Origin of the sequence: Pseudanabaena sp. UWO310, assembly GCF_006861605.1 — a bacterium.
Taxonomy (GTDB): domain Bacteria; phylum Cyanobacteriota; class Cyanobacteriia; order Pseudanabaenales; family Pseudanabaenaceae; genus Pseudanabaena.
In genome coordinates this window covers 54,504-76,792 of the sequence record NZ_SELU01000014.1, presented here as the reverse complement: position 1 = coordinate 76,792, position 22,289 = coordinate 54,504, and the positions used below count along the sequence as shown (strand labels likewise).

Here is a 22,289-nt window from a genome sequence, read left to right as displayed (position 1 = left end):
TGGAGCTGATCGCAAATACTGGGAATAGAGATTCATTGTAAACGATCAGTCAGGCAAATCCAGAAAATTCCTAACTTACATAAGTCGTTCAGCATAATTAAAAACCAAAACCAGAGAGCATACCGCCCGCTGCGCGGGCGGTATGCTCTTCTAGGTTTTACAGCAATTATCGATCAAACGAACCACAAGGGAATTTTTGAAAGCGTTGCTTCGCAACGCTTTCAAAAATTCCCTTGGTTTGGGTTTGAGCGCAAAGCGCTGTAAGTTTACTTATGCCTAGCTACTTACAATTTTGCAAGGCTGTGATATCAGCGCTCACAATCCGATCCAGATTTCTCGTAATCTTCTCCATATCCCAATTCCACCATGCGATTTCGAGTAGCTTTGCGATCGCTTGATCATCAAATCTCTGACGGATCACTGTCGCAGGATTGCCACCAACGATCGCATAGGGTGGCACGTCTTTAGTAACCACAGATTTGGAGGCGATAATCGCGCCATCACCAATCTTCACTCCTGCCATAATCACCGCTTCGTAGCCAATCCAGACATCATTCCCAATCACAGTATCGCCTTTGTAGGGAAATTCGAGATTTTGTGGTTTCCACTCGTTCCAAAAGATTTGAAATGGATAGGTAGAGATGCCTGACATACTATGGTTTGCACCATTCATGATGAATTTTACACCTCTTGCGATCGCGCAAAATCTACCGATAATCAGTTTGTCCCCAATGAAGTCAAAGTGATACAGGACATTACGTTCAAAGTTTTCGGAGTCTTCGGGATCGTCGTAATAGGTGTAGTCGCCGATAATGATATTTGGGTTAGAGACTGTGTTTTGAATAAAGCAAACTTGGGGAAATCCTGCCATTGGATGCGGATTGGTGCGATCAGGATAGTTCATAGATGTCATATAGTAAAGCTAATATTTACTTTTCCTTTTTACTTGTTGATAGGAGTACATATCGATAATTTCATCACGCATATAACGTCCCTTAGATTCGCTAGCGATCAATTCATCGTAAACCTCTTGTGAAACCTTAAAATAGTCATAGGTTTTACCGCTATTAAAGACAGCACGAAGAGTCTGGGTAGCCGAGTCATAGCCAACTGAACTCAGCATACTAGAATCTACATCAATCATCTGCATAGTTCTATCCTCTTTAATATTAAGGATCATTTTTGCAACATCCTTATTTCTTTTAATAGTCTACATTAACAAAATTTATTGAGATAGATGTAGTGCCCCAACTTTTAGTGCTACAGAATCCAAAATAGTTAAAAGTGCTAGAATCTCATTACAACTGTATTTTCAAACTAAAAGCATGAATACGGTAACTTTGAATCTTGATGCGATCGCCAAAATTGCTGACGAGCAGTTTTACGATCTATGTCTTGCCAATCCTGAGGTCAAGTTTGAGCGTAATTCTAGAGGAGAGGTAATTATCTTAGCTCCGACGGGTGGAGAAACGGGAATTTATAATGCGGGTTTGATTGCTCAGTTTTGGATTTGGAATAATCGCTTGAAGCTTGGCAAGGTGTTTGATTCATCGACTTGTTTTAAGTTGCCTAATAATGCTAATCGATCGCCTGATGTGTCGTGGATTAGTTTAGAGCGATGGAATGCGTTAACTGATTCTCAAAGAGAAAAGTTTCCACCGATTGCGCCTAATTTTGTTTTGGAGTTGATATCGCCAACGGATACGCGCAAGGAGACTCAAGCGAAAATGCAGGAATATATCGAAAATGGCGCAAGGCTAGGTTGGTTGCTAGATCGCAGGGCGAATATTGTCGAGATTTATCGTCAAAATCAAGTCGTTGAAGTTCTCTATAATCCTGATTTGCTATCTGGTGAGAATGTATTGCCTGAGTTTAGTTTAGACTTGCGATCGCTTTAAGAATAAATGTAGTATAGAACTGGGCTATAGGAGGCTAAGGAGATGATTTCTCAATCTAATACAAAAGTTGCGATTATCCACACTGAAAGAGGACTAACAATATCTGGTACTCGTATTACTCTTTATGATGTGATGGACTATGTGAAAGCTCAATATCCTGCTAAGTTTATCCAAGGCTTGTTTGAACTTACAGATGAACAAATTAATGCGGCTTTATCCTATATTGAGCTAAATCGGGATGTGGTGGAAGTTGAGTATGCTCAAGTGGTTCGAGAGACTGAAGAACTTCAAGTATATTATGCTAATCAAAATCGCGATCGCCTAATTAGTACTGCTACAAAGATAAAAACTGGTAATGAGTCTGCTTGGAAAAAGCTTCAGAAAATGCGATCGCAGCGTGAACTAAAAGTATGATTTTCTTGATCGATCACAATCTCAAGGGTCATGCTCTTGTTTTGTTTGGGGCGATCGCTAGTCAGGGTTGGTTGAATGTTTTGCCAATTCAGTTTGTCAATTTTGCAGAGGTTGATTTAGCGATCGATAGCAATGATAGGGTGGTTTGGCGCTTGGCTCAGGAAAAACAGATGATTTTGCTCACGGCAAATCGCAGTATGAAGGGTAGGGATTCGCTAGAGCAGGTCATGCGTGAGGAAAGTACTTCAAATTCTTTGCCTGTGGTTACAATTGCTAATGCCGATCGCTTGTTGAATGATATAGATTATCGTGGACGTTGTGTTGAGAGCTTGATTGAAATTACGCTTGATATTGATAGTTATCGAGGCGCGAGGCGAATTTTTATTCCATGAAATGTATTGATATAATATTTTCATGCAATTTGATTGGGATAACAACAAATTTGAGTGGGGCAGTAACAACGTTAAAATGTATACAGCAGGCTAAGTCAAAAATGCGCGATGAACTTAAGATGGTAATGTTTCAGACTTCTTGAATCATAAAATCCAACAAACACGGCAACCCTAAGCCAGCTATTTTTCTTGTCCTATGATTCTAATTCGTCTTACAACAAATCTGGAACACCATAATGTTGATATGAGCAGTTTTCATACACATGCACGAATAGTTCGTAGAAGCGATTTACCGTTTCATTACCGCCGCTCTGCTTTTCGCTCTTGTATACAGCTTTATCACTGGCTCATCAAACAAAAGTTTCAGACAACTTATCTTCGATACAGTAAACATTTCGGATTTGATGAAAGCACAGGAAATTGTAATGAGAGTCTTAATAGAGCAATGGATGCTTTAGAGACTGAGAGAAACCTATTTCTTGAGAAGTTACGTCTATTTGATAAAAAGCGGATCAGGGAAAAAATAGGAGGGCGCAGATTACCTTCTAAGATAGCGGTTGATTCACTATATAAAGACATGAAATTTATAGTTCCCCTCAAAGAAGATGAGTCTGCAACCGAAAAAAACTTACCTTAACTATGAAAACACAGGAGGAAATTTGGCAAGCAGTCGGTAGAATTACAATTAATTACCCATTACTAGAATGTGATAAATGCGCTCTAAACGTAATGCGTTGGCTAAAAAAGCGTGGTATCGAAGCAAAAATTCTGCGGTTACGAACCAAACGCCGTAGTGAAAACTTTATAACAAGCGATCGCTATGGACTAGACGAGTCAATAACTGAAAATGGAACTCATTATGGAGTAGAAGTCATGGGAAAAGTATTTAACAATTTGTCTGCCGAAGGCTTATCTCGCGAGGATTGGATAAAAGACTTTAGTTGTCTGAGTGGCTCTTTTATAGTCGATGAATTAACTACTTTGTAATATTTTTTGAGAGGTATAAAATGATTGGATTATTTGAGCTTTTGCAAAAAGTTGAGAAGAACTCAGGAATGTATTTAGGTCGTCAATCCGTTAGCGATCTATTTATGTTTCTTGCTGGATATGAATTTGCGCGAAGTCAGATTAATGGAGAACTCACCCAAGAAGAAGAAGACTTTTATAACGAGTTTCAGCCTTGGCTACAGCAAAAACTAGGCGTAAGATCTGTTACCTCATGGGCAAAACTAATCATGCTCTCCTGTCACGATGAAAAGACAGGCTTTGAAATGTTTTTTAAATTCCTAAAAGAGTTTCAAGTACGAGATCAAGTTAAAGAATCAGTAATGGCTTAATTGCGTTAAATAGAATTCGCTAATCTTTATCTGTTGTTAAAAGCTACTTGTTAAAGTCAGTAAAGACTATACTGTAAGAGCATGACAGCTTAGTTAGGTAAAAATAATCATGTTAGCCCTAAGTTATCCACATATCGAAAAAAGCGACAACCAACCCGCCAGACTGCAACGCTTACCACGCATTCGAGTAGCACAAATTGTCATGGACTATCTCGCCTATGGCTGGTCAGTCGAAGAAATATGCCGTCAACACCTTTACCTAACACCCGCCGAAGCTCATGCAGCAATGGGTTATTACTTCGATCACCAAAAAGAAATTGACCAAGAAATCAAAGAAGAATGGGAGCAAGTCCAAGGAAGTACTAGCCAATCTGTGCGATCGCCTTTTTATATCAGGATGAAAGCGCAAGGAGTTCTCTAAAATGGCGATCGCTTTGTATATGGATGTTCATGTCCCTCAAGCAATTACACAACAACTGCGACGTAAGGGCATAGACGTACTAACAGCCTTTGAGGATGAAACCACAGAATTACCTGACGATCAACTTTTAGAACGAACAACAGAACTTAAACGAGTTCTCTTTACCCAAGACATTCGCTTTCGAGTTCTAGCTGAGACTTGGCAAGTAGAAGGCAAACAGTTTGCAGGATTAATCTTTGGACATCAACTCGGCGGCACAATTGGGCAATTTGTCAAAGATCTAGAATTGATCGCTCAAGCTTCTGAGGCTTACGAATGGATGAACACAGTTGAATATATTCCTTTCAAATAAAATGTTTAAACTGACGTGTATTTAAGCTGTATAAAAGCGGTCGCAAAGCCCTTATAACAAGGGATATAGACGAGCATCTATTATATCGTAAAATCATCAAAATCTTTCGGCAAAACTACTGGAATATCTCCACTGATAAACCCAGATACATCACGAGTTACAATTACATCCACACTATGTACAACTCCACAAGCATATTGCACCGCATCCTCAAAATCTCGAAAATTAAGTTTGATAGCCTGTTCTAAAACATCTCGATCTACAGGGCAAATATTTAGATCCGCTAAGACTTGTGCGATCGCATTGTGGGCTGCATCCATTCCTGCGGCTCTACGGACAATGTAATAGATGTTGGTGATTGTCGTCGCAGCAATAAATCCCTCAATTTCACCAGCATCAATTCGCGCAAACAATCTCGCTGTATCTTTTACAAATGGCTCACGTTCTTGCAAGAAATCAAGAACAACATTAGTGTCAATCAGAACTCGCATTACTGGTATTTTTCAGTGAGATAGTTAACATAATCGTCCTTAGCATCAAGTTCATCCATTCCAGCCGAACTTTTGGCTATACCTCTAAGGCTCGATAGATTACCGCGTTTTACACTTGGTTGAGACTCGCGTTTTAGAGACTCTAGAAGAGTTTGCACCAACTGCCAGCGATCGCTAATTGGCAACTGCAAGGCTTGTTTTTGTAGTTCTTGTGATGTCATAACAAAGAATTTAAAGATTACTTTGTATAAATTGTAATCTAGTTTAAAAATACGCAAACACAGAAAGCAAAAGTATACTTGTTGTAAGTTATTGGACTAAATTTATGCCCATGACCGAATTAATGCCGCTATTCAGACAGCGATCGCGCTTAACTGGCGATCGCAGTCTTGAAAAATAAAATTAACCGCCGCAAACAAATGCTGTATCTCTTGAATGCTATAAAAGATTTTATTGCGAGTAAAAGTAGTGCGATCAAGTTTCCCAAACTGCCAAAATTTACCATTAGAAGTAATCCCAAAGACAGTTAATGCTTCTAGATTATTCAACTTTTGGGCGGCATACATTTCTGCTAAACACTGCCCCCAAGCCGCATCAAAATTATCTTGTTTAGCTTCGATCAGTAAAAAATAGGGCTTATCAAATACCACTTTGCCAAGAGGTGATCGCTTTGCCAAAATGTATTCAGGAAAGCCAGTTAAGTTCTCAGTGTAGTTAAGATATTGATGACTCCACAACGTAAACTTTTTAGCAAGAGGTTTCCAAACTTCCTTCAAAATAGGATAGATCAAATTCTCGCAAATGGCATACTCAGAGTTATCCACGACTCCCTCGTTTAACATAAACTCAAGATCTGTCAGAAAATAATCACGAATATCAAAGGGAACTTCTTGCATAAAGTCTTCTTCTACGAAGGAAATTTCTAATTCCTTAAGGGTCTCGCCTAAACTTTTGTACTGACTAAATGACATGTTTTTTAATCCTTATTTTCTAGATTATTTTCGCAATTTTGAAAAATATAATGCAACCAACCTAACACTACTTCCAAATTACCAAGAGCATGAGCCGTAGTTTCGTTATTGTATTAAATCTATGACCATGATCGAATTAATGCCGCTATTACGACAATTAAGCCGAGCCGAAAAATTACACGTTATGCAATGCCTAGTCTCATAATTTTAGGACAAGTCAACTTTTTTATGGAATTTGATGTTTGCTTTTATCGATCGCAACTTTCCTTTGAAGTGTGCCACAAAAAGCGATCGTCGTAATCATGCTTGTCATTTATTGATTGTTCGCATTAGCAACTTCATCAAGGCATAATATAAAACTATACAAAAATCAAAAAAGATTAACTCATCCATCATGGCTACCGTTAACGACAACTATCTCAAACTCAAGGCAGGCTACCTGTTTCCCGAAATTGCAAGACGGGTAAACGCCTTTATCGAGGCAAATCCTGACGCAAAAGTGATCCGCCTTGGCATTGGCGATGTCACCGAACCCTTGCCAGAGGCATGTCGTGATGCCATGATCAAAGCGGTTGAAGATATGGGCGATCGCAGTTCATTTAAGGGCTATGGTCCCGAACAAGGCTACGCATGGTTGCGTGAAAAGATTGCCGCCAATGATTTTCAGGCAAGAGGCTGTGATATTGACGCTTCCGAGATTTTTATTTCCGATGGCTCCAAGTGCGACTGCGGCAACATTCTCGATATTTTTGGCGATGACAATATTATCGCCGTTACCGATCCTGTCTATCCCGTGTATGTGGATACCAACGTCATGGCAGGGCATACAGGCGATATCAACGAGAAAGGCGAATACGAAGGCTTAGTTTATTTGCCCGTCACTGCCGAAAACAACTTTACTGCCGAGATTCCTACTCAAAAAGTCGATCTGATTTATCTCTGCTTCCCCAACAATCCCACAGGCGCAACTGCCACTAAGGAACATTTGCAAGCATGGGTTGATTATGCTCGCGCCAATGGTTCAATCATCTTCTTTGATGCCGCCTACGAAGCATTTATCAGCGATCCTAGTCTTCCTCACTCGATCTACGAAATTGAAGGCGCTAAGGAATGTGCGATCGAGTTCCGTTCTTTCTCCAAGAATGCAGGATTTACGGGTACTCGTTGCGCGTTAACCGTAGTTCCTAAGAACTTGATCGGCAAAGCGAAAGACGGTTCTAACGTCGAATTATGGAAGCTCTGGAATCGTCGTCAATCCACTAAGTTTAATGGCGTTTCCTACATCGTTCAACGTGGTGCGGAGGCAGTCTATTCTGAAGAAGGAAAAGCGCAAACTAGAGCCTTAATTGACTTCTACATGGAAAATGCCAAGATTATCCGTGAGAAATTGACCGAAGCAGGTTTGGCTGTCTATGGTGGCGAGAATGCTCCCTATGTATGGGTGAAGACTCCCACAGGGCTGACCAGTTGGGATTTCTTTGATAAGCTCTTGCAAAGCTGCAATGTAGTAGGAACCCCCGGCTCTGGCTTTGGCGCGGCAGGTGAAGGTTACTTCCGCATTTCGGCTTTCAACAGTCGCGATAACGTGAATGAAGCCATGCGCCGCATTCTCGACAAATTCAAATAAATAGCTAAGAACATGTACCGCCCGCTACGCGGGCGGTACATGTTCTGGTTTTGGGAATTCTCAGCGTTATAATTAGATCTTAACGTTACGCCATTCTCAGAGGTACGATCATGGTCATCGCTCAAGCTAAACCGATCGCCAAAAATATATCTCCAGAATCTGAAGCTTCAGATGGCAAAGTTCGCATGACCCTTGAAGAATATCGGGCGATCGCTGAAACATCTGAGGAACGTTATGAATATCGCAACGGAGAAATGATTACTATATCTGGAGCAACAGAAACTCATAGCACGATCTCAGTCAATCTATTGAGTTACCTAGGATTTTTGCTTAGAGATACTGATTTTCAGTTATACAACAGCGCTTTACGAGTATGGATTTCTGATTATAACTGCGGTACTTACACCGATCTCATGGTTGTTAATGGCGAACCCGTATTTAATCAAGATCGCACTGATGAAATTCTAAATCCTTTATTGATTGTGGAAGTTCTATCTCCCTCAACCGAAGGCTACGATCGCGGCGACAAGTTTAGAAAATATCGCTCTATTCCTAGCTTCTGCGAGTATTTGCTCGTCAGTCAATCAGAACCCTATGTGGAGCAGTATTACCAACTGGATCGCCAAAATAACAACCAAAATAATCGCGATCGCTGGCAATTAGAAATATGCGATCGCCTAGAGCAGGCTATACATTTACAGAGCTTGAACTTAGAACTTCCGATGTCAGAAATTTATCGGCGGATTAAATTTTAAGCTTTACCGCGCTCTGCGCTCAAGCCCAAACCAAGGAAATTTTTGAAAGCGTTGCGAAGCAACGCTTTCAAAAATTTCCCTGTGGTTCGTTTGATCGATAATTGCTGTAAGCGATCGCCAAAACTATTCAAGATAGATTTAGCATCTCTAGCTTAAGGAATGAGATCGAGAAACATTCCTGCGATCGCCGTTTCCGCAGCTTCACAAATACCGCGCTCCGTAATCAATCCCGTCACAAATTTAGCGGGAGTAACATCAAATCCATAGTTTAGCGCCGTGGTTTCAAGGGGGGCGACACGGACTTTGCCGATATTGCCATCATCCAATAGACCTTGCATATAGAGAACCTCGTCAGCACTGCGGGTTTCAATGGCAATCTCCTTGATACCGTCCGAGATTTGCATATCAAAGGTGGAACTGGGCAAAGCGACGTAAAAAGGAACTTGATTGTCAAAAGCCGCCAGAGCCTTTAGGTAAGTGCCGATTTTGTTTGCCACATCACCACTGCGGGTAACGCGATCGGTTCCTACGATACAGAGATCGACCTTGCCATATTGCATTAATAATCCACCCGTATTGTCAGCAATGAGGGTATGGGGAATATGCGACTGCCCCAGTTCCCATGCGGTCAAATTTGCCCCCTGATTGCGCGGACGGGTTTCATCGACCCATACGTGAATATTAATCCCCCGATCGCTTGCTTCGTAAATGGGAGCTAACGCACTACCGCGATCGACGATCGCTAACCATCCCGCATTGCAATGGGTGAGAATATTAACGGGTTCACCATTAGGCTTAGTTTTGGCGATCGCCTCTATTAGTTCGCAGCCAAATCTACCAATATTGCGGGTTCCTATGACATCTTCATCGGCAATGGCGATCGCTTCTTTCAGAGCTACTTCTACTAGATCGCTATTGGCAGGAGCTTTGTCGAGAACAGAAATCAAGCGATCGACCGCCCACATCAAATTTACGGCTGTCGGACGAGCGCTGCGAATAACTGCCGCAAGGGGTTTAATCCGATCGAGATCGCCCTTACTTTCCCTAGCAGCCAAGTACACCCCAAACGCAGCCACGTTACCGATTACCCCTGCACCCCGCACGGTCATATCCTGAATGGCAAGGGCTGCATCGGCGCTAGTTTTGAGGGTTTTCGTCACAAATCGAAAGGGAAGTTGGGTTTGGTCGATGACGATGAGATCGCCAGCTTCTAACCAAAATGCTTTATAAGTAGAATTCATAGGTTCTCCTCGGATGTCCTCGGATAATATCGCCATCTCCTTTCATGATGCTCTAGAATGAACCTAAGAGCAAATTTTTTTCTCAGGATTTACCAACATAAAGATTGCTCAAAAGTTACGGTTCCTATAGCTGTCACCAAGTCTAACAGGACATAAACCCCAAGAATTGATTGGCGGCGCAAAGCGCCGCCAATCAATTCTTGGGGTTTGATTTGTCCTAAGTCAAGTGACTGTAGCTATAGTGCTATAACTTCACGGTATGTAATACCCAACGGAAGGCATAGCGCCACTTGAGGGAAAAATTATTCAAGCCTGCGGATTCGGCAATATTTACTAATTCAGGGAATTTGAATCCCCGTAATACCGACAGTGGCGCATCATTGCGAACCATGGGAGCCGCAGGCAAAATCCTTGTCAGCGCATAAATCCCATAATAGGCAAGGGGATGACGATGGAGATCGTTGATGAGAATTCCTTGCTTGGATACGCGCTGCATCGATCGCACAATTTGCACGGCATTGTCATGGGCAAAATGGTGTAAAAACATCGCTGCGATCGCCACATCAAACTCGCGATCGGCATAGGGCAGCGCTAAAGCATCCGCTACTTCTACCTTGATTTTGGCTTGTAGTGGAAGCGGCATTCGCTTGGCGAGAGCGGCGCGGGCATAATCTACGGTCACAGGATTGGCATCGATCGCCACAACTTCAACAGCGATCGCAGGAGACTGCGCCGCCGCCCAACGCACGATATATTCAGGGAAATCGCCAATCCCCGTGCCTAAATCAAGGATGCGAATTGTTTGATTTGGTTTTGCTTTTGATTGCGATCGTAGAAATGGAGCGAGAACTGCCATGGTCGTCTCATAACCACCAAGGAGTTGATTAATCGGGCGAAGTTGTTCCAACGCATCGGTAAGACGCTCATCCTTTATGGTGAAATCATCCATTAATTCATCGCGATCGGTGCGAATTTGGAATGAAGGCATATCTGCTCCTATTATTTCCGATGAGTATAAGCAGTGCTTTGCACCACCTATACTCATCTCTAGATTATACCAATTCACTGAAGTGAGCCAAAACTTCAAGGAATTAAAAAGAAACCCTGTAAGATTTTGAGATTCCCAAAATGGCGTTGCCATTTTGGGAATTGATATTAGTACTTCTTTAGACTATCTGAAATAGACATCCTTCAATCGATAGTCCAGGCCCAAAAGCTAAGCCAATCCCATTCTGTAACGGCGCATGGATTCCCGCCCGATTTCTTTCTAAAATCTTTTTTAAAATAAATAGCACCGTGGGTGAACTCATATTCCCATAACGACGTAAAATCTCGTAGGAATCGCTCACCATAGAGTCGCTTAAGCCAAAGCCTGCCTGAATCTTTTCAATAATTCTCCTTCCTCCAGGATGAATTGCCCAAAAATCGAGATCGTTTAGGGTGAGATGGTGCGGATCTAAAAAGTTTTGTAGATAATTGGGCAAGTAATCGGCAACAATATCGGGAACCCTAGGCGATAATCCCATCAAAAAGCCCGTATCACCAATCGTCCAATTCATTAACTCCTCAGTATTATCGATCAAGAAACTATAGCCATCGGTATAGGCAAGTTTGCCTTCAGCCTCCGCAAAGGGATGGGAAGAGAGAATTGCCGCCGCCGCTCCATCGGCAAAAATGGCATTGATAATTGTGTTTTCTAGGGTGTCCGCGACTTGAAAATGTAACGAACATAGCTCCACACAGACCAAGAGAACTTTTGCCTTGTAATCGCTCTGACAAATAGCATCGGCAGTCCTCAGTCCATTAAAGGCAGCATGACAGCCCATAAATCCAATCATCGTTCGGGAAATCGTTGCCCTAAGCCCCAGTTGTTTCATCAAATGAATATCGATACCAGGAGCAGAAAAGCCCGTACAACTAACGACGATTAAATGGGTAATGTCTTCGGGTTGCAGATTGTCTGCTTCAGCGATCGCTTGTTGGGCAGCTTGCAAAGCGATTTTAGGGGCATAAAGTGTATATTTCTGATTGCGGCTGAAGGTGGTCGGTGCGGGTGAGAGTTCCCAATTTTGGGGATAGAGTTCAAATTCTGGCAGATTGCCGCCATAGTCAGCGAGACAGCTATAGCGATAGTCGATTCCTGAATTTGCATAGATGGAGGGAATTCTTTTTCTAATCGCAGCAGACAAGCTTTCGGTTTTTAACATAAAGTCTGCGGCTTCAGACTGGGTGAGTTTATAGGGAGGATTGGCAGTGGCGATCGCTTCTAAAACTGTATACATTGGGTTAAACTGCCTCAGGTCTAGGAATAAACAGATATCAAACTTTTTACCGCTAAGGAATTAATTCTCTAGCGACTTAAAAAAATCAAGACGATCCTTAAAGGCAAAACCTTGTGGGGATTGAGTTCTGCTCTTCTTAAGTTTCATCTCACCTAAAGTGATTGGTATCGCTAACAAAAATGAAATGTATATCCTATGATAATGCTTAAACCTAGAAAGTAGAGGTATATCTTCACTCTAGCGGGTGTTTCTAGGTCTAAGTTCGCAAATATTTCCCGATTAGCAACCTTGAGAAATGATAGAAAAATATACGGCGATTATTAAATCAAACAAATCAAACGAATTTACCACCTCTATAGCTTTGCGCGATCGCGAACTTGGGCTTTGAGGGTTTCTAGGTTCTCAATGCGTTTTTTGATTTTTTGCGATGCGCGAAAGATCATTACTCCGTCTTGTAGTGTTATGGCGATCGCGCCATTCTAAGCAACGATTTGATAAATTACAGGGCGATAGCGCGGTTTGGGAATTGTTTTGTTTTCTGCCTTTGCTGCTTCAAGCCATGCAGTTTTAGCTAGCATTACTTCATTGAGGGCTTGCTGTGGAGTTTCTGCGATCGCTGAGCAATATTTCAAATCAGGGATATCGGCAATATTAGCCCCATCTTCTTCGCTGTAAAAAATGTTGATTTGATAGTCTTTCATGATTACAATCCTAGCTCTTGAGCATTTACCCACTCACTTCTGGGGCTAGTCATGACCTCTTTAAGCGAGTCTATATATCCATGTATAGAGTTAAGATAGATAGTCTCTTCGATTGCTGCCCAGTCTTCTTTAGAAATCATAACTACGTCATTTTCTGAGCCTTTAATCATTACTGGTTTATGGTTTGTGCTGACTTGATTAATTAAGTTATTAAAGTTTTCGGTAGCTTCTTGAAGTAGTAAGTAATCCATTTTATTTCTCTATTCGATTGATGTGATTGTGTGGCAGTAAACTTTTAGGGACTGATCAGTATTTCAGGGTAAGTCTTTCCATGCTTCATTTTCTTCTTCGCTAAGCCAATCTTTTGATAATGATGATTCACTTGTCATAAGGAAGTTATTGCGAATCATCCGATTGACAAAACTGAGATAGTCATCGATCGCGGCAAAGTCGTCTAGTTCTTGTTCTTCTGTTTCAGTAAGTGGGTTTTCTTCGCGTTTGTCGAGTAGGTTCTCGATGCGCTGTTGGATGTTTTGCGATGCGCGAAAGATCATTACTCCGTCTTGTAGTGTTATAGCGATCGCGCCATCAAGGGGAAGATTTTTGGGTAATGTGGTAATTGGGGCAATTGTTGAAGTATTCATTTTATTTCTCCTGTTTTACATTTCAGATAGCCAAGCATTGATTTTGGTTATGAGTTCTTGGGTAGTTTGTCCTCCTGTGAATGGGCGTATTTGGATTGGTTCTAGGATTTGGCAGAGTTGGGCGATCTCTTGATTTGCAGTCTTGATACAAAGGGCAAACAGAAAAGTTTAGGGATTACTGAATCCAAGAAAGTGGTATTAAAGCATTCCCATCTCTCCAAATCTCTACAATAGATTCTTGGAATTCGTCATCTTCTAAAATATTTGCATGATCCATGATAATAACTTGAAGATGAGGGGCTAGTTCATTCACTACTTTAAAAATAAATCTAAACATTCTTTGAACTTTGTCTCTATCAGACTCATCAAGAATTTGCAAATCACCATCTTCTCTACTATTTAAGAGTTCTAGTCTATCTTCGGGATAATAAACTTGTGTGGGTTGGTCAATAAATAAAAATCTAGGAGTGGGACGGTGATTATCTGCAAAAAACTTGTGTAGTGCTAAGTGAGCAATTAGATGATAGCCTAAAATATTCTCTCCACTACCCATTTGAGACATTGGAATTCTGCGACTTTGAGAAACTCCATCTTCTACTGCACCTTCAACTACTACTGTTCCTCTAGTAAGATCTAGTCTTATCGCTGATTCTTCGTCAACATACTCTAACTCCATCTCTGTTGCCCAGATTTTCATGCGGTTTCCAATGCGAGTAAGTATAGATTCCATTCTTTCATCTTTGTTGTCTGAATCAAGGAGATCCTCTATTTCTTCTATTCTTGCTTCTAACTGAGAAATAAGAGAGTTTATTTCATGAGTCTCATCTTCAATATTTATATTCTCTAGCCAAAGACTTATTCTTCCAATGACTCTACTTTGATTAGATATAATTGTTTGCCATCTTCTTGATTCCTCTTGCTGATTTATAATTCCTTGTAAAGCTGCATTAGTACTTCTGCGTTCTAAGATTTTAGCCTCTAGTTCTATCTGAAGATTGTCAATATAATCTCTTAATATTGGTCTATCTCTTTCAACAAACTCCAAATCCCTACTAAGATTCATCAATGATCTCTTAATGGCATCAGCGCTTGGGATTGGCTGAAGCATATTTTGTGAACACAAAGGACATATTGACGAATTGTGAGGTGATTTTTGTAATATGCCATCGAAAAGACCAATTGACTCAAGTCTTAATTGTTGTTGTTCTGCTGCTGATGTATATCCTTCAGCTTCTTGAGCATGAATTTTGGCAGCTTGAATCATAGATTTGGTCTGTTCAATTTCTTCTTGCAGTTCTCTTGCTCTATCCCTTAGTTCATACTCTCTATCTGAATTTTCGGGGTCATAATTCTCATTTAATTCTGTCAAGCAGACTTGTTGTAACAAAGAAACTAGCTCTTCGATAGTTGTAGGTATTTCTATATTAGAATTTATTAGTCCAGACTCTATTGCTTCTGAAATCAACTTAATAGCTTGGCTACTTCCTTCTCCTTTGATTAAATCTTTTTCACGCAGTTGTCTCTGTAATAGACTTAATTTCCTTGTTGCTTTTCTTAATTCTTGCTGTAATGCTAAGGTATCTTCTCGAATAACACCAAGAAAATATGGGAGAGTGTCTTTAATAGATTGCAGTAAAAAAGTATCTTGGCGATGAAATAACCTATTTTTTGCGGTTAGATCATTTTGATCTTGAAAGCTAAAAAATAGAGCATGACGAAAATTTGCTTCTAATGGACGGCGAGTTTGAGTATCTGGAGGAATGTTTAGATTTGGAGAAATACCCAATCGACTGTTTATGTGTTTTTCTATAGCTTCAGAAGTTATATTTTGAGCAGGAATATTTTCGGGAATTGTAATTTCATTGGCTTCAATCAAATACGCAGATTTGTTTTTTCTAGCGATAAACATCTGACAAGATGCAAACTGTATCCGAATTGCAAACCAATCTACAGTATTTCTGATAACGCCTGCGGGAACATTAAAAGAGCTACTACCCAGACAATAATCTACAATATCTATAAGAGCTGACTTACCAGTTTTAGATCTACCAGTAATAATATTAATTCCCCCCTGCCTCAAAGGTAAAATGCGTCTTTCACCATGTTTTGAATAAAGAATAATGTCTAGTATTTGCATAAACTAAGGCTGAATTCCCCACATGATATAAATTGATCGTATGTCTCCTACTCTAGCAAACCATTTACCCAAAAGTTCGGATTTTTCATAAAAATCTGAAATCGGAAACTCGTTTTGACTTTTACTAGAAGATTTTCTAAACTTTCTTGCTTCTAAACCACCATTTTGATCAAGATTTAGCAGACCAATCTGTAGTAAAAATACAATTGATTCTTGGGTAATTGGAACCAAAGATCTAGTACGTTGAGCAAAATTAATGCGAACTTCAATATTCTGCTGTAGCCAAGTATTAAGATAACGACCTTGCATAGTCTGTCTCACGTCTTTATATAGCAAAGTTGGTAAAATTAGAAAGCTTAAAAGATATGGGAACGGTTCGTTAGATTCCTTATTATAAGACTTAACACATACACGAATTATCTCCCCACAAAAAGCAGGATTAAATAGATTTGCAACATCAGTAGGTCTTAATTCCCAGCTTGTCATCATACTATTTGGGTTACGGCTTGCGTGATCAAGTGACTTAACCGACTTTGAAAATCTGGATGCCATCCCACCTTAAGTTGATTGGATAAGATATGATAGTTTCCGCGCGAGAAGTCACCCAAAAAATCACGACGAATTGGAGTATGATTATTTGTCTCTGCCCATTTAAATAGAGACTTACCAAGTTCAATCATTCTACTTTCACTAGGCAAACCATTTGGCAGTTCTTCTTTCATGATTTCAAATTGTCTACGCCATTCACCTACCAATATATCCTCATATTTTTCCAACTCATCTGGTAGTATTAGTCCGTCATCAAGCCATTTTGTGCGCTGACTGAAAGCTCGATAATAATCGCCAATTGCAAACCTCAATCTAGTATTCCCCAGCATAATCAACCGTAGTTGTTCGACAAATATGCGGTCACTGCTTGCGATTTCAGTTTCATCTTTTTCAACTAATACAGGAAAGTCATTTGGAAGAGTATCGGGTCGTAACTCATCTGAAATACTGTCAATCTTGCTTTGTAATTCAATGCCACTGATAGGAGCATGATTATCATCCATAAGATGATTGATTGTACGTTCAAACCACCAACCTTCAAGCCTAGACTTTAAGGCTTGAGGAAACCGTGTAGAGAGTCTAAGCCTTTTTACGATTTTGTCTTCAAGATCAGCAATGTTTGGAGATTGATCAACTATTTGTATTTTACTAATTAGAAACTGCTGTTGCTTTTTTGATAGGCTTTTAAAAGCGTTGTAACAAGGCTGATTACTTACAGATCTTGAATCTTTTATGACTTTTAACATTTCACCTAAAGCTTCTCCTTCATCTCTAGAGCTACCATGCCGCAACTTACTAGCAATAGAACCGTTTGGAGCTGTAGCAGTTGTAACGAGTATGAGAGCTATCTCTTGAGAGACATTAGAATTTTTGTCAAGATTTTCACTCCAAATACGGATAGTTTTCCATAAATCCGTACTAGAGTTAGTTAGCGAAGCTTCCTTCTTTATGTTTATGTGATGCTTAAGTTGGTGTAACTCAAGTGGTTGACCGTTATCTTCAAAAGCAACATCATCTAAAATCTCAATAGAGATTTTAGCATCTGGTTCATTTGCAATTCTCTGTAGCAGCACGAAAAGAGCATATCTGATTTGATACAGATATCCCAATGTTGGTGCGTTCGCTGAGAATTTATTAGCCATTTGCTTGCTCTAAGCTAAATAACTTTTAGCCCTATATTGATCTATATCGACGAAATTTTCAATCTTTTGATCCAACAGTTAAACAATCTTTGCCCACCGCAGTCATTTTTTTGTGTCTTAAATTTCATAAAAAATCTAGTTAACTTGGTTTAACCGTCACCACTAGCCTTAGCCCCAAACTATTCAACCACGCCGCCAACTCATACACCGCTTGACTTTTACCACTTGCGCCAAAATCTTTTACCAAGGCGCGATCGCCATCATTACCCAAAGCGATCGCAACATGACCTAAACATAAAGGCAACAAATCAATCTCAGGCTTTTCCTCTTCTAAAACAGCAGACACATAAGCCGCTGCCTCCTCAGGATCTTTGAGAGACTCAATCAAAAAATCTTCGTGAGTTTTAATCTGTCCCATGCTCATACTCCAACCTCCTAAAGCCTTGTCCGTTAAGACATCAGCAAATCATCCTCAACAGGTTCTAGATAAAGCGCGATCGCCTCTTGAATATTTTCGAGCGCTTCCTCAAGAGAGTCGCCCTCACTGATACAACCTGGTAAGGACGGCACATAAACCGTAAAGCCTAGATCTTCACTTGGTTCAAGAATAACTTGAAATTTCATGCTTGCTCCAATTGCTTGACACTTACAGTTAATTTTAGCCCAAAACTATTCAACCAAGCCGCCAACTCATACACCGCTTGACTTTTATTACTTGCGCTGAAATCTTTCACCCATGAGCGATCTCCTTCACCGCCCAAAGCGATCGCCACATCATCAAGCGCCGAAGCCAACAACTCAGGCTCAGGATCGGATTCCTCCAAAATTGCCGCAATATAGCCAGCCACCCTTTCAGGATCTTTGAGCGAATTAACTAAATACTCTTGATAATCTCTACTTGTCGGAACCTTCACGCTTTGCATAATCTCTCCAATACTTCTTAGATAACTTAATATCTCGATCCTGCGTACTTTTATCACCACCGCACAATACAGCACCATCACAGAGGCAACTTGCCCCGCGTAGCGAGCGGTACGCTCCTCTAGGTTTTAAGTTTACTTATGCTTAGCTACTTAGCAGACATTACCCCCTCATGTTTTGTTTTTTTAATCATGAGATTAACAGTATGGATATCTCCCATAAGGACTTTCATGTCTTTTTTGTATTTGGTTACGCTATAGTACAAATCATTAGCTTCACCAAAATTCAAGATGCTGAATTTAAACGAAATTATGTCACTGACTCGCCCGATCGCTTGGGGAGCAGGAGATATTCTGATGAAGTATTACCAAGAGCCACAAGACCTAGAAATCACCTTTAAAGGTGGCGAAGAAGGCAACGTCACCTCCGCCGATTTAGCGGCTAATGATTTCATCTTGAGCCAGCTAAAGCAAACCTTTGGCACGGATAACTTTGCATACCTCAGTGAAGAAACTGAGGATAATATCGATCGCCTCGATCATGAATGGGTATGGATTATCGATCCAATGGATGGCACAAGTGACTTTATTCGCCGCACCAACGAATTTGCCGTACATATTGGCTTAACCTATCGCCAGCGTCCCGTACTCGGACTCGTAGCAACCCCCGCCCAAGATCGTCTATTTCAGGGCATATTAGGCAATGGAGCCTATATCGAGACTAGGGACGGCTTGCGGCAACCGATCAAAGTTTCCAACAAGATCGCCCTCACCGAAATGGTAGTAGTCGCCAGCCGCAGCCACCGCAACTACCAACTAGAAAACATTCTCCACCAACTACCCAAAGCAGCCGAAATTGCCGTTGGTAGCATTGGCGGTAAATTTGCAGCGATCGCCTCGGGTCATGCCGATGTCTATATCTCTGTTTCGGGCAAATCTGCCCCTAAGGATTGGGACTACTGCGCTCCCGAAATCATTCTCACCGAAGCAGGTGGACAACTCACCCATTCCGACCTATCCCTGCTGTCTTACAACAATCTCGAACTTCGCCAGTGGGGGACAATCGTCGCCAGCAACGGGCATTGTCATCGGGAAATTTGCCAAATCAGCCAAGAAGCGATCGCGCCAATCATGAAATAATTTTCGATTGCCATTATGCAATTACAAAATGAAATTACAAACAGTTTTAATTGTGGGTATCGCGATCGCTGGGATCATGGCGACCACCAACCCTAGTAAAGAGCGCTATGTCGAATATGCCACCGAGCAATTTTCCGAAACGGGGAAAAACTCCCTTTGTGGGGGTGACAATATCCCGATCACCGTTCAGCAGTCTTGCAAGTTTGTGATCTCCCAAGGCAAAGTAGCACTCAAACCCGTCATCGGTAATGCCACCAAACAGCAAAACTTTGGATTGTTTAGTCTGTACGAAACGGATATGCCCAACAAAAAAATAACTACCCTCGCCGTTTTTGGCAATTTCTTCATGTTCAAATAAAAAGGAAAGGATTTATACCAAAGCTCAAAATGGCTACGCCATTTTGAGCTTTGAAAACCCTTACTGGGTTTGTTTTTTATAGCTACAGTCACTTGAATGAAGACAAATCAAACCCCAAGAATTGAGTGGCGGCGCAAAGCGCCGCCACTCAATTCTTGGGGTTTATGTCCTAATACATTTGGCGACAGCTATAATTCACAAAAGTGTTGTCACACTTTCGTGAATTGGTATTAGAGTCGGTGCGATGCACAGAATTTATGTTTTTTTATGGATTGTTTTATGGATTAGGATGATGAATTAGGGATTGTCGAGATCGAACTGCTCCAATAGCTTCCAGACCCCTTGCAGCAGCTTATCTAGTCCCTTTTTCGAGGCAGCCGAAATGGAGAGAATCGGAAAATCGAACTGCGCCGCGATCGCCTCCACATCCTCAGGCAACATCGCATCGATCTTATTTAGCGCCACAATTTGCGGCTTATCCGCTAAGCCGTGACCATAAGCCTCTAACTCCTCTTGAATGGTGTGATAAGCCTTTAGAGGCTCCTCTTGGGTGACATCGATCAGATGAATGAGCAACTTTGTGCGTTCGACATGACGCAAAAAGTCATGCCCTAAGCCAATTCCGTCAGATGCGCCTTCAATTAATCCAGGAATATCCGCAAAAACGATCCCATCGCCCGATGGTTTAGACACAACACCGAGATTTGGGACAAGGGTAGTGAAGGGATAATCAGCAATTTTAGGACGAGCTGCCGATACGACGGAGATCAGCGTCGATTTACCAGCATTGGGTAAACCAATGATCCCCACTTCCGCGATCAGCTTTAACTCCAGATAGAGGGTGAGTTCTTCTCCTGGCAACCCTGGTAAGGCGTAGTCAGGAGCCCGATTTTGATTACTCAAGAAATATTTATTTCCCAGTCCACCTTTACCGCCTTTTGCCACAAATAGAGTTTGACCCACCTCAGTGAGATCGCCCAGAACTTCGCCCGTCTCCTCATTCATGACCACCGTACCGATGGGAACTTTAATCACGCGATCGTTGCCTTTGCGCCCCGTCATGTTACTAGGTCCACCACGTTCACCATTTTCAGCCTTAAAGATATTCTCAAAGCGAAAATCTAAGAGGGTTTGCAGATCCGTTGTTGCCTGCAAAATCACCGAGCCACCATTACCGCCATTGCCACCTGCTGGACCACCCGCAGGTACATATTTCTCGCGGCGAAATGCGACTAGCCCATCACCACCATCTCCAGACTTCACTTGTATCGTAACGCGGTCAATAAAATGCATTGCTAACTCAATTGCTTGCTCTAATTGCTTGCTCTGTTTAACCGAGACAATCCACTTAACTTACTTAACTTACAGGATCGTCTTCATTGGTTTTATTTCTATTATGCAGCGATTAGGGTAGTAATACCAAAACTAAAAATGGCTACGCCATTTTTAGTTTTGGTATTACTAGGTTTGGTTTTTAATTCACAAAAGTGTTGTCACACTTTCGTGAATTGGTATAACTGGCTAAAACAAATAAACTTACAACCCCAAAGCGAGAAGAGGACTACGACGTAGCTCTCTTCTCGCTTTGGAGTTTAAGTCCTAGCCTAAGTAGCCAGACGCAAACCTCAGAATCTGTAGCGCACGCTCCGCGTGCGCTACAGATTCTGGCTCTGGTTTTTAATTATGCCTAGCTACTTATACCAAATTACAAAATGGCGTAGCCATTTTGTAATTTTAAAACCCTTACTGGGTTTGGGTTGTAATCCCCAAAAGAGTAGCCATACTTTTGGGGATTGGTATTAGGCGATCGCCTAAGTTAATATTAAAGTTGAAAATGATTATCAATTTTTATTGTTAAATTATCATTAAATTATTATCAAATTTTATTGCCATGCCAGCCAAATCGAAACCACAGTCTGCCAGAACCCAGTCTGCCAAAACTGATGATGCGCCAAACTGTGAAATTCATCTGGTGCATTTAGATAAAGTAGCAGCTTGCCAGTCTGAGCTAGTCGCGCTCAAGCAAGCTCAACAAATGGCAGATTTTTTTGCGGTGTTATCCGATCCCCATCGACTGCGCCTCATATCGGCTCTCGCCCAACAGGAATTATGTGTTTGCGATCTAGCGATCGCTATGAAAATGAGCGATTCGGCAGTATCCCATCAACTGCGAATTTTGCGATCGGCGAGATTAGTCACATACCGCAAGGAAGGACGCAATGTTTATTACAGCCTTGCAGACGAGCATATTGTCAATCTCTACCGAGAAGTTGCCGACCATTTGCAAGAAGTTGAGTCTTAAAGCGCAATTATGGCGATCCCGCCATAATTGCGCTTGCTTCCGACAGTTTTGTAGAGAGTTGCCGCGCGGAGCGCGGCAACTCTCTTTTATGTCCTGATACAGTTGGCGGCAGCTATAAAAACCAAACCCAGTAATGGTTCTCAAAGCTCAAAATGGCTAAACCATTTTGAGCTTTGGTATTACACCAGTTTACTGCTAATCTATTGAATAGTTGT

General features: G+C 41.3%; 31 protein-coding genes. 13 read left to right on the top strand and 18 right to left on the bottom strand.

Annotated features, from left to right (window positions below; all coding sequences use genetic code 11):
- Positions 1–280 precede the first annotated feature (280 nt).
- Positions 281–904: a Vat family streptogramin A O-acetyltransferase gene (locus PseudUWO310_RS06725; RefSeq protein ID WP_142599971.1), complete on the bottom strand. Its 624-nt coding sequence runs from the start codon at positions 902–904 to the stop codon at positions 281–283.
- 18 nt (positions 905–922) lie between these two features.
- Positions 923–1,150 carry a KTSC domain-containing protein gene (locus PseudUWO310_RS06720; protein ID WP_072143552.1) on the bottom strand — a complete coding sequence of 76 codons (228 nt, stop codon included), beginning with the start codon at positions 1,148–1,150 and terminating at the stop codon, positions 923–925.
- A gap of 175 nt (positions 1,151–1,325) precedes the next feature.
- Here PseudUWO310_RS06720 and PseudUWO310_RS06715 point away from each other — a divergent pair, with 175 nt between their 5' ends.
- The 8 genes from PseudUWO310_RS06715 (at position 1,326) to PseudUWO310_RS06680 (ending at position 4,814) form a co-directional block, all read left to right on the top strand.
- The gene (locus PseudUWO310_RS06715; RefSeq protein WP_142599960.1) at positions 1,326–1,898 is read left to right on the top strand and encodes a Uma2 family endonuclease; all 573 of its coding nucleotides are present in this window, start codon (positions 1,326–1,328) and stop codon (positions 1,896–1,898) included.
- 42 nt (positions 1,899–1,940) lie between these two features.
- Positions 1,941–2,312 (top strand): DUF433 domain-containing protein, encoded by a 372-nt coding sequence (locus PseudUWO310_RS06710; RefSeq protein WP_142599959.1) that lies wholly within the window; start codon positions 1,941–1,943, stop codon positions 2,310–2,312.
- A complete protein-coding gene (locus PseudUWO310_RS06705; RefSeq protein ID WP_142599958.1) occupies positions 2,309–2,704 on the top strand; it encodes an ACP S-malonyltransferase in 396 nt (131 codons plus the stop codon). Before PseudUWO310_RS06710 ends, PseudUWO310_RS06705 begins: the two co-directional genes overlap by 4 nt.
- A 196-nt stretch (positions 2,705–2,900) precedes the next feature.
- Positions 2,901–3,341, top strand: coding sequence for a hypothetical protein (locus tag PseudUWO310_RS06700; RefSeq protein WP_142599957.1), 441 nt, complete (start codon positions 2,901–2,903; stop codon positions 3,339–3,341).
- A gap of 2 nt (positions 3,342–3,343) precedes the next feature.
- Positions 3,344–3,691 (top strand): papain fold toxin domain-containing protein, encoded by a 348-nt coding sequence (locus PseudUWO310_RS06695; protein WP_142599956.1) that lies wholly within the window; start codon positions 3,344–3,346, stop codon positions 3,689–3,691.
- Positions 3,692–3,711: 20 nt separating this feature from the next.
- Positions 3,712–4,041: a hypothetical protein gene (locus PseudUWO310_RS06690; RefSeq protein ID WP_055074869.1), complete on the top strand. Its 330-nt coding sequence runs from the start codon at positions 3,712–3,714 to the stop codon at positions 4,039–4,041.
- A 109-nt stretch (positions 4,042–4,150) separates the two neighbouring features.
- Entirely contained in the window at positions 4,151–4,462 is a 312-nt protein-coding gene (locus PseudUWO310_RS06685) for a DUF433 domain-containing protein (protein WP_055074870.1), read from the top strand.
- A 1-nt stretch (position 4,463) separates the two neighbouring features.
- Entirely contained in the window at positions 4,464–4,814 is a 351-nt protein-coding gene (locus PseudUWO310_RS06680) for a DUF5615 family PIN-like protein (RefSeq protein WP_055074871.1), read from the top strand.
- Positions 4,815–4,894: 80 nt separating this feature from the next.
- Here the strand turns inward: PseudUWO310_RS06680 and PseudUWO310_RS06675 are convergent, their stop codons facing one another.
- The 3 genes from PseudUWO310_RS06675 to PseudUWO310_RS06665 all read right to left on the bottom strand — a co-directional run bounded on the left by PseudUWO310_RS06675 (position 4,895) and on the right by PseudUWO310_RS06665 (position 6,276).
- Complete coding sequence (locus PseudUWO310_RS06675) at positions 4,895–5,305, bottom strand: type II toxin-antitoxin system VapC family toxin (RefSeq protein ID WP_142599955.1); 411 nt, start codon at positions 5,303–5,305, stop codon at positions 4,895–4,897.
- The gene (locus PseudUWO310_RS06670; protein WP_055074873.1) at positions 5,305–5,526 is read right to left on the bottom strand and encodes a hypothetical protein; all 222 of its coding nucleotides are present in this window, start codon (positions 5,524–5,526) and stop codon (positions 5,305–5,307) included. Before PseudUWO310_RS06670 ends, PseudUWO310_RS06675 begins: the two co-directional genes overlap by 1 nt.
- Positions 5,527–5,658: 132 nt before the next feature.
- Positions 5,659–6,276, bottom strand: a complete 618-nt coding sequence (locus PseudUWO310_RS06665) for a hypothetical protein (RefSeq protein ID WP_055074874.1) — start codon at positions 6,274–6,276, stop codon at positions 5,659–5,661.
- Between the two features lie 394 nt (positions 6,277–6,670).
- Between PseudUWO310_RS06665 and PseudUWO310_RS06660 the strand changes: the two genes are divergently transcribed.
- The gene (locus PseudUWO310_RS06660) at positions 6,671–7,903 is read left to right on the top strand and encodes an LL-diaminopimelate aminotransferase (protein WP_142599954.1); all 1,233 of its coding nucleotides are present in this window, start codon (positions 6,671–6,673) and stop codon (positions 7,901–7,903) included.
- Between the two features lie 110 nt (positions 7,904–8,013).
- Positions 8,014–8,658, top strand: a complete 645-nt coding sequence (locus PseudUWO310_RS06655) for a Uma2 family endonuclease (protein WP_142599953.1) — start codon at positions 8,014–8,016, stop codon at positions 8,656–8,658.
- Positions 8,659–8,810: 152 nt separating this feature from the next.
- On the opposite strand, the gene mtnA is transcribed toward PseudUWO310_RS06655, so the two are convergent.
- The 12 genes from mtnA to PseudUWO310_RS06595 form a co-directional block, all read right to left on the bottom strand.
- A complete protein-coding gene (mtnA, locus tag PseudUWO310_RS06650) occupies positions 8,811–9,899 on the bottom strand; it encodes an S-methyl-5-thioribose-1-phosphate isomerase (protein WP_142599952.1) in 1,089 nt (362 codons plus the stop codon).
- A 244-nt stretch (positions 9,900–10,143) separates the two neighbouring features.
- Positions 10,144–10,887, bottom strand: coding sequence for a methyltransferase domain-containing protein (locus PseudUWO310_RS06645; protein ID WP_142599970.1), 744 nt, complete (start codon positions 10,885–10,887; stop codon positions 10,144–10,146).
- A 178-nt stretch (positions 10,888–11,065) separates the two neighbouring features.
- On the bottom strand, positions 11,066–12,181 hold the full coding sequence (locus tag PseudUWO310_RS06640) for a type III polyketide synthase (RefSeq protein WP_142599951.1): 1,116 nt from the start codon (positions 12,179–12,181) through the stop codon (positions 11,066–11,068).
- 479 nt (positions 12,182–12,660) lie between these two features.
- A complete protein-coding gene (locus PseudUWO310_RS06635) occupies positions 12,661–12,882 on the bottom strand; it encodes a type II toxin-antitoxin system HicB family antitoxin (RefSeq protein WP_142599950.1) in 222 nt (73 codons plus the stop codon).
- A gap of 2 nt (positions 12,883–12,884) precedes the next feature.
- On the bottom strand, positions 12,885–13,133 hold the full coding sequence (locus PseudUWO310_RS06630) for a type II toxin-antitoxin system Phd/YefM family antitoxin (protein ID WP_142599949.1): 249 nt from the start codon (positions 13,131–13,133) through the stop codon (positions 12,885–12,887).
- A 63-nt stretch (positions 13,134–13,196) separates the two neighbouring features.
- Positions 13,197–13,526 (bottom strand): hypothetical protein, encoded by a 330-nt coding sequence (locus PseudUWO310_RS06625; protein ID WP_142599948.1) that lies wholly within the window; start codon positions 13,524–13,526, stop codon positions 13,197–13,199.
- A 175-nt stretch (positions 13,527–13,701) separates the two neighbouring features.
- Complete coding sequence (locus tag PseudUWO310_RS06620) at positions 13,702–15,663, bottom strand: DUF3732 domain-containing protein (RefSeq protein WP_142599947.1); 1,962 nt, start codon at positions 15,661–15,663, stop codon at positions 13,702–13,704.
- Positions 15,664–15,666: 3 nt separating this feature from the next.
- Positions 15,667–16,149: a three component ABC system middle component gene (locus PseudUWO310_RS23225; RefSeq protein ID WP_223805566.1), complete on the bottom strand. Its 483-nt coding sequence runs from the start codon at positions 16,147–16,149 to the stop codon at positions 15,667–15,669.
- Positions 16,149–17,354: an ABC-three component system protein gene (locus tag PseudUWO310_RS06610; RefSeq protein WP_142599945.1), complete on the bottom strand. Its 1,206-nt coding sequence runs from the start codon at positions 17,352–17,354 to the stop codon at positions 16,149–16,151. Before PseudUWO310_RS06610 ends, PseudUWO310_RS23225 begins: the two co-directional genes overlap by 1 nt.
- Positions 17,355–17,493: 139 nt before the next feature.
- Entirely contained in the window at positions 17,494–17,778 is a 285-nt protein-coding gene (locus tag PseudUWO310_RS06605; protein ID WP_223805565.1) for a DNA-binding protein, read from the bottom strand.
- A gap of 26 nt (positions 17,779–17,804) precedes the next feature.
- Entirely contained in the window at positions 17,805–17,978 is a 174-nt protein-coding gene (locus tag PseudUWO310_RS06600; RefSeq protein WP_142599943.1) for a type II toxin-antitoxin system HicB family antitoxin, read from the bottom strand.
- On the bottom strand, positions 17,975–18,277 hold the full coding sequence (locus PseudUWO310_RS06595; protein ID WP_142599942.1) for a DNA-binding protein: 303 nt from the start codon (positions 18,275–18,277) through the stop codon (positions 17,975–17,977). Before PseudUWO310_RS06595 ends, PseudUWO310_RS06600 begins: the two co-directional genes overlap by 4 nt.
- A gap of 309 nt (positions 18,278–18,586) precedes the next feature.
- Here PseudUWO310_RS06595 and PseudUWO310_RS06585 point away from each other — a divergent pair, with 309 nt between their 5' ends.
- Both PseudUWO310_RS06585 and PseudUWO310_RS06580 read left to right on the top strand, forming a co-directional pair.
- Positions 18,587–19,414 carry a 3'(2'),5'-bisphosphate nucleotidase CysQ gene (locus PseudUWO310_RS06585; protein WP_263363399.1) on the top strand — a complete coding sequence of 276 codons (828 nt, stop codon included), beginning with the start codon at positions 18,587–18,589 and terminating at the stop codon, positions 19,412–19,414.
- Between the two features lie 28 nt (positions 19,415–19,442).
- Positions 19,443–19,772, top strand: a complete 330-nt coding sequence (locus PseudUWO310_RS06580) for a DUF4359 domain-containing protein (RefSeq protein ID WP_055074888.1) — start codon at positions 19,443–19,445, stop codon at positions 19,770–19,772.
- A gap of 297 nt (positions 19,773–20,069) precedes the next feature.
- On the opposite strand, the gene obgE is transcribed toward PseudUWO310_RS06580, so the two are convergent.
- Positions 20,070–21,065, bottom strand: a complete 996-nt coding sequence (obgE, locus tag PseudUWO310_RS06575) for a GTPase ObgE (protein WP_142599940.1) — start codon at positions 21,063–21,065, stop codon at positions 20,070–20,072.
- 598 nt (positions 21,066–21,663) lie between these two features.
- On the opposite strand from obgE, the gene PseudUWO310_RS06570 reads away from it, so the two are divergent.
- The gene (locus PseudUWO310_RS06570) at positions 21,664–22,074 is read left to right on the top strand and encodes an ArsR/SmtB family transcription factor (protein ID WP_142599939.1); all 411 of its coding nucleotides are present in this window, start codon (positions 21,664–21,666) and stop codon (positions 22,072–22,074) included.
- Positions 22,075–22,289 lie beyond the last annotated feature (215 nt).

What these genes read in the sequence shown, in the direction of transcription:
- PseudUWO310_RS06725 (WP_142599971.1), bottom strand. Translation starts at nt 904, where the DNA reads ATGAACTATCCTGATCGCACCAATCCGCATCCAATGGCAGGATTTCCC.
- PseudUWO310_RS06720 (WP_072143552.1), bottom strand. Translation starts at nt 1,150, where the DNA reads ATGCAGATGATTGATGTAGATTCTAGTATGCTGAGTTCAGTTGGCTAT.
- PseudUWO310_RS06715 (WP_142599960.1), top strand. Translation starts at nt 1,326, where the DNA reads ATGAATACGGTAACTTTGAATCTTGATGCGATCGCCAAAATTGCTGAC.
- PseudUWO310_RS06710 (WP_142599959.1), top strand. Translation starts at nt 1,941, where the DNA reads ATGATTTCTCAATCTAATACAAAAGTTGCGATTATCCACACTGAAAGA.
- PseudUWO310_RS06705 (WP_142599958.1), top strand. Translation starts at nt 2,309, where the DNA reads ATGATTTTCTTGATCGATCACAATCTCAAGGGTCATGCTCTTGTTTTG.
- PseudUWO310_RS06700 (WP_142599957.1), top strand. Translation starts at nt 2,901, where the DNA reads ATGATTCTAATTCGTCTTACAACAAATCTGGAACACCATAATGTTGAT.
- PseudUWO310_RS06695 (WP_142599956.1), top strand. Translation starts at nt 3,344, where the DNA reads ATGAAAACACAGGAGGAAATTTGGCAAGCAGTCGGTAGAATTACAATT.
- PseudUWO310_RS06690 (WP_055074869.1), top strand. Translation starts at nt 3,712, where the DNA reads ATGATTGGATTATTTGAGCTTTTGCAAAAAGTTGAGAAGAACTCAGGA.
- PseudUWO310_RS06685 (WP_055074870.1), top strand. Translation starts at nt 4,151, where the DNA reads ATGTTAGCCCTAAGTTATCCACATATCGAAAAAAGCGACAACCAACCC.
- PseudUWO310_RS06680 (WP_055074871.1), top strand. Translation starts at nt 4,464, where the DNA reads ATGGCGATCGCTTTGTATATGGATGTTCATGTCCCTCAAGCAATTACA.
- PseudUWO310_RS06675 (WP_142599955.1), bottom strand. Translation starts at nt 5,305, where the DNA reads ATGCGAGTTCTGATTGACACTAATGTTGTTCTTGATTTCTTGCAAGAA.
- PseudUWO310_RS06670 (WP_055074873.1), bottom strand. Translation starts at nt 5,526, where the DNA reads ATGACATCACAAGAACTACAAAAACAAGCCTTGCAGTTGCCAATTAGC.
- PseudUWO310_RS06665 (WP_055074874.1), bottom strand. Translation starts at nt 6,276, where the DNA reads ATGTCATTTAGTCAGTACAAAAGTTTAGGCGAGACCCTTAAGGAATTA.
- PseudUWO310_RS06660 (WP_142599954.1), top strand. Translation starts at nt 6,671, where the DNA reads ATGGCTACCGTTAACGACAACTATCTCAAACTCAAGGCAGGCTACCTG.
- PseudUWO310_RS06655 (WP_142599953.1), top strand. Translation starts at nt 8,014, where the DNA reads ATGGTCATCGCTCAAGCTAAACCGATCGCCAAAAATATATCTCCAGAA.
- mtnA (WP_142599952.1), bottom strand. Translation starts at nt 9,899, where the DNA reads ATGAATTCTACTTATAAAGCATTTTGGTTAGAAGCTGGCGATCTCATC.
- PseudUWO310_RS06645 (WP_142599970.1), bottom strand. Translation starts at nt 10,887, where the DNA reads ATGCCTTCATTCCAAATTCGCACCGATCGCGATGAATTAATGGATGAT.
- PseudUWO310_RS06640 (WP_142599951.1), bottom strand. Translation starts at nt 12,181, where the DNA reads ATGTATACAGTTTTAGAAGCGATCGCCACTGCCAATCCTCCCTATAAA.
- PseudUWO310_RS06635 (WP_142599950.1), bottom strand. Translation starts at nt 12,882, where the DNA reads ATGAAAGACTATCAAATCAACATTTTTTACAGCGAAGAAGATGGGGCT.
- PseudUWO310_RS06630 (WP_142599949.1), bottom strand. Translation starts at nt 13,133, where the DNA reads ATGGATTACTTACTACTTCAAGAAGCTACCGAAAACTTTAATAACTTA.
- PseudUWO310_RS06625 (WP_142599948.1), bottom strand. Translation starts at nt 13,526, where the DNA reads ATGAATACTTCAACAATTGCCCCAATTACCACATTACCCAAAAATCTT.
- PseudUWO310_RS06620 (WP_142599947.1), bottom strand. Translation starts at nt 15,663, where the DNA reads ATGCAAATACTAGACATTATTCTTTATTCAAAACATGGTGAAAGACGC.
- PseudUWO310_RS23225 (WP_223805566.1), bottom strand. Translation starts at nt 16,149, where the DNA reads ATGACAAGCTGGGAATTAAGACCTACTGATGTTGCAAATCTATTTAAT.
- PseudUWO310_RS06610 (WP_142599945.1), bottom strand. Translation starts at nt 17,354, where the DNA reads ATGGCTAATAAATTCTCAGCGAACGCACCAACATTGGGATATCTGTAT.
- PseudUWO310_RS06605 (WP_223805565.1), bottom strand. Translation starts at nt 17,778, where the DNA reads ATGAGCATGGGACAGATTAAAACTCACGAAGATTTTTTGATTGAGTCT.
- PseudUWO310_RS06600 (WP_142599943.1), bottom strand. Translation starts at nt 17,978, where the DNA reads ATGAAATTTCAAGTTATTCTTGAACCAAGTGAAGATCTAGGCTTTACG.
- PseudUWO310_RS06595 (WP_142599942.1), bottom strand. Translation starts at nt 18,277, where the DNA reads ATGCAAAGCGTGAAGGTTCCGACAAGTAGAGATTATCAAGAGTATTTA.
- PseudUWO310_RS06585 (WP_263363399.1), top strand. Translation starts at nt 18,587, where the DNA reads ATGTCACTGACTCGCCCGATCGCTTGGGGAGCAGGAGATATTCTGATG.
- PseudUWO310_RS06580 (WP_055074888.1), top strand. Translation starts at nt 19,443, where the DNA reads ATGAAATTACAAACAGTTTTAATTGTGGGTATCGCGATCGCTGGGATC.
- obgE (WP_142599940.1), bottom strand. Translation starts at nt 21,065, where the DNA reads ATGCATTTTATTGACCGCGTTACGATACAAGTGAAGTCTGGAGATGGT.
- PseudUWO310_RS06570 (WP_142599939.1), top strand. Translation starts at nt 21,664, where the DNA reads ATGCCAGCCAAATCGAAACCACAGTCTGCCAGAACCCAGTCTGCCAAA.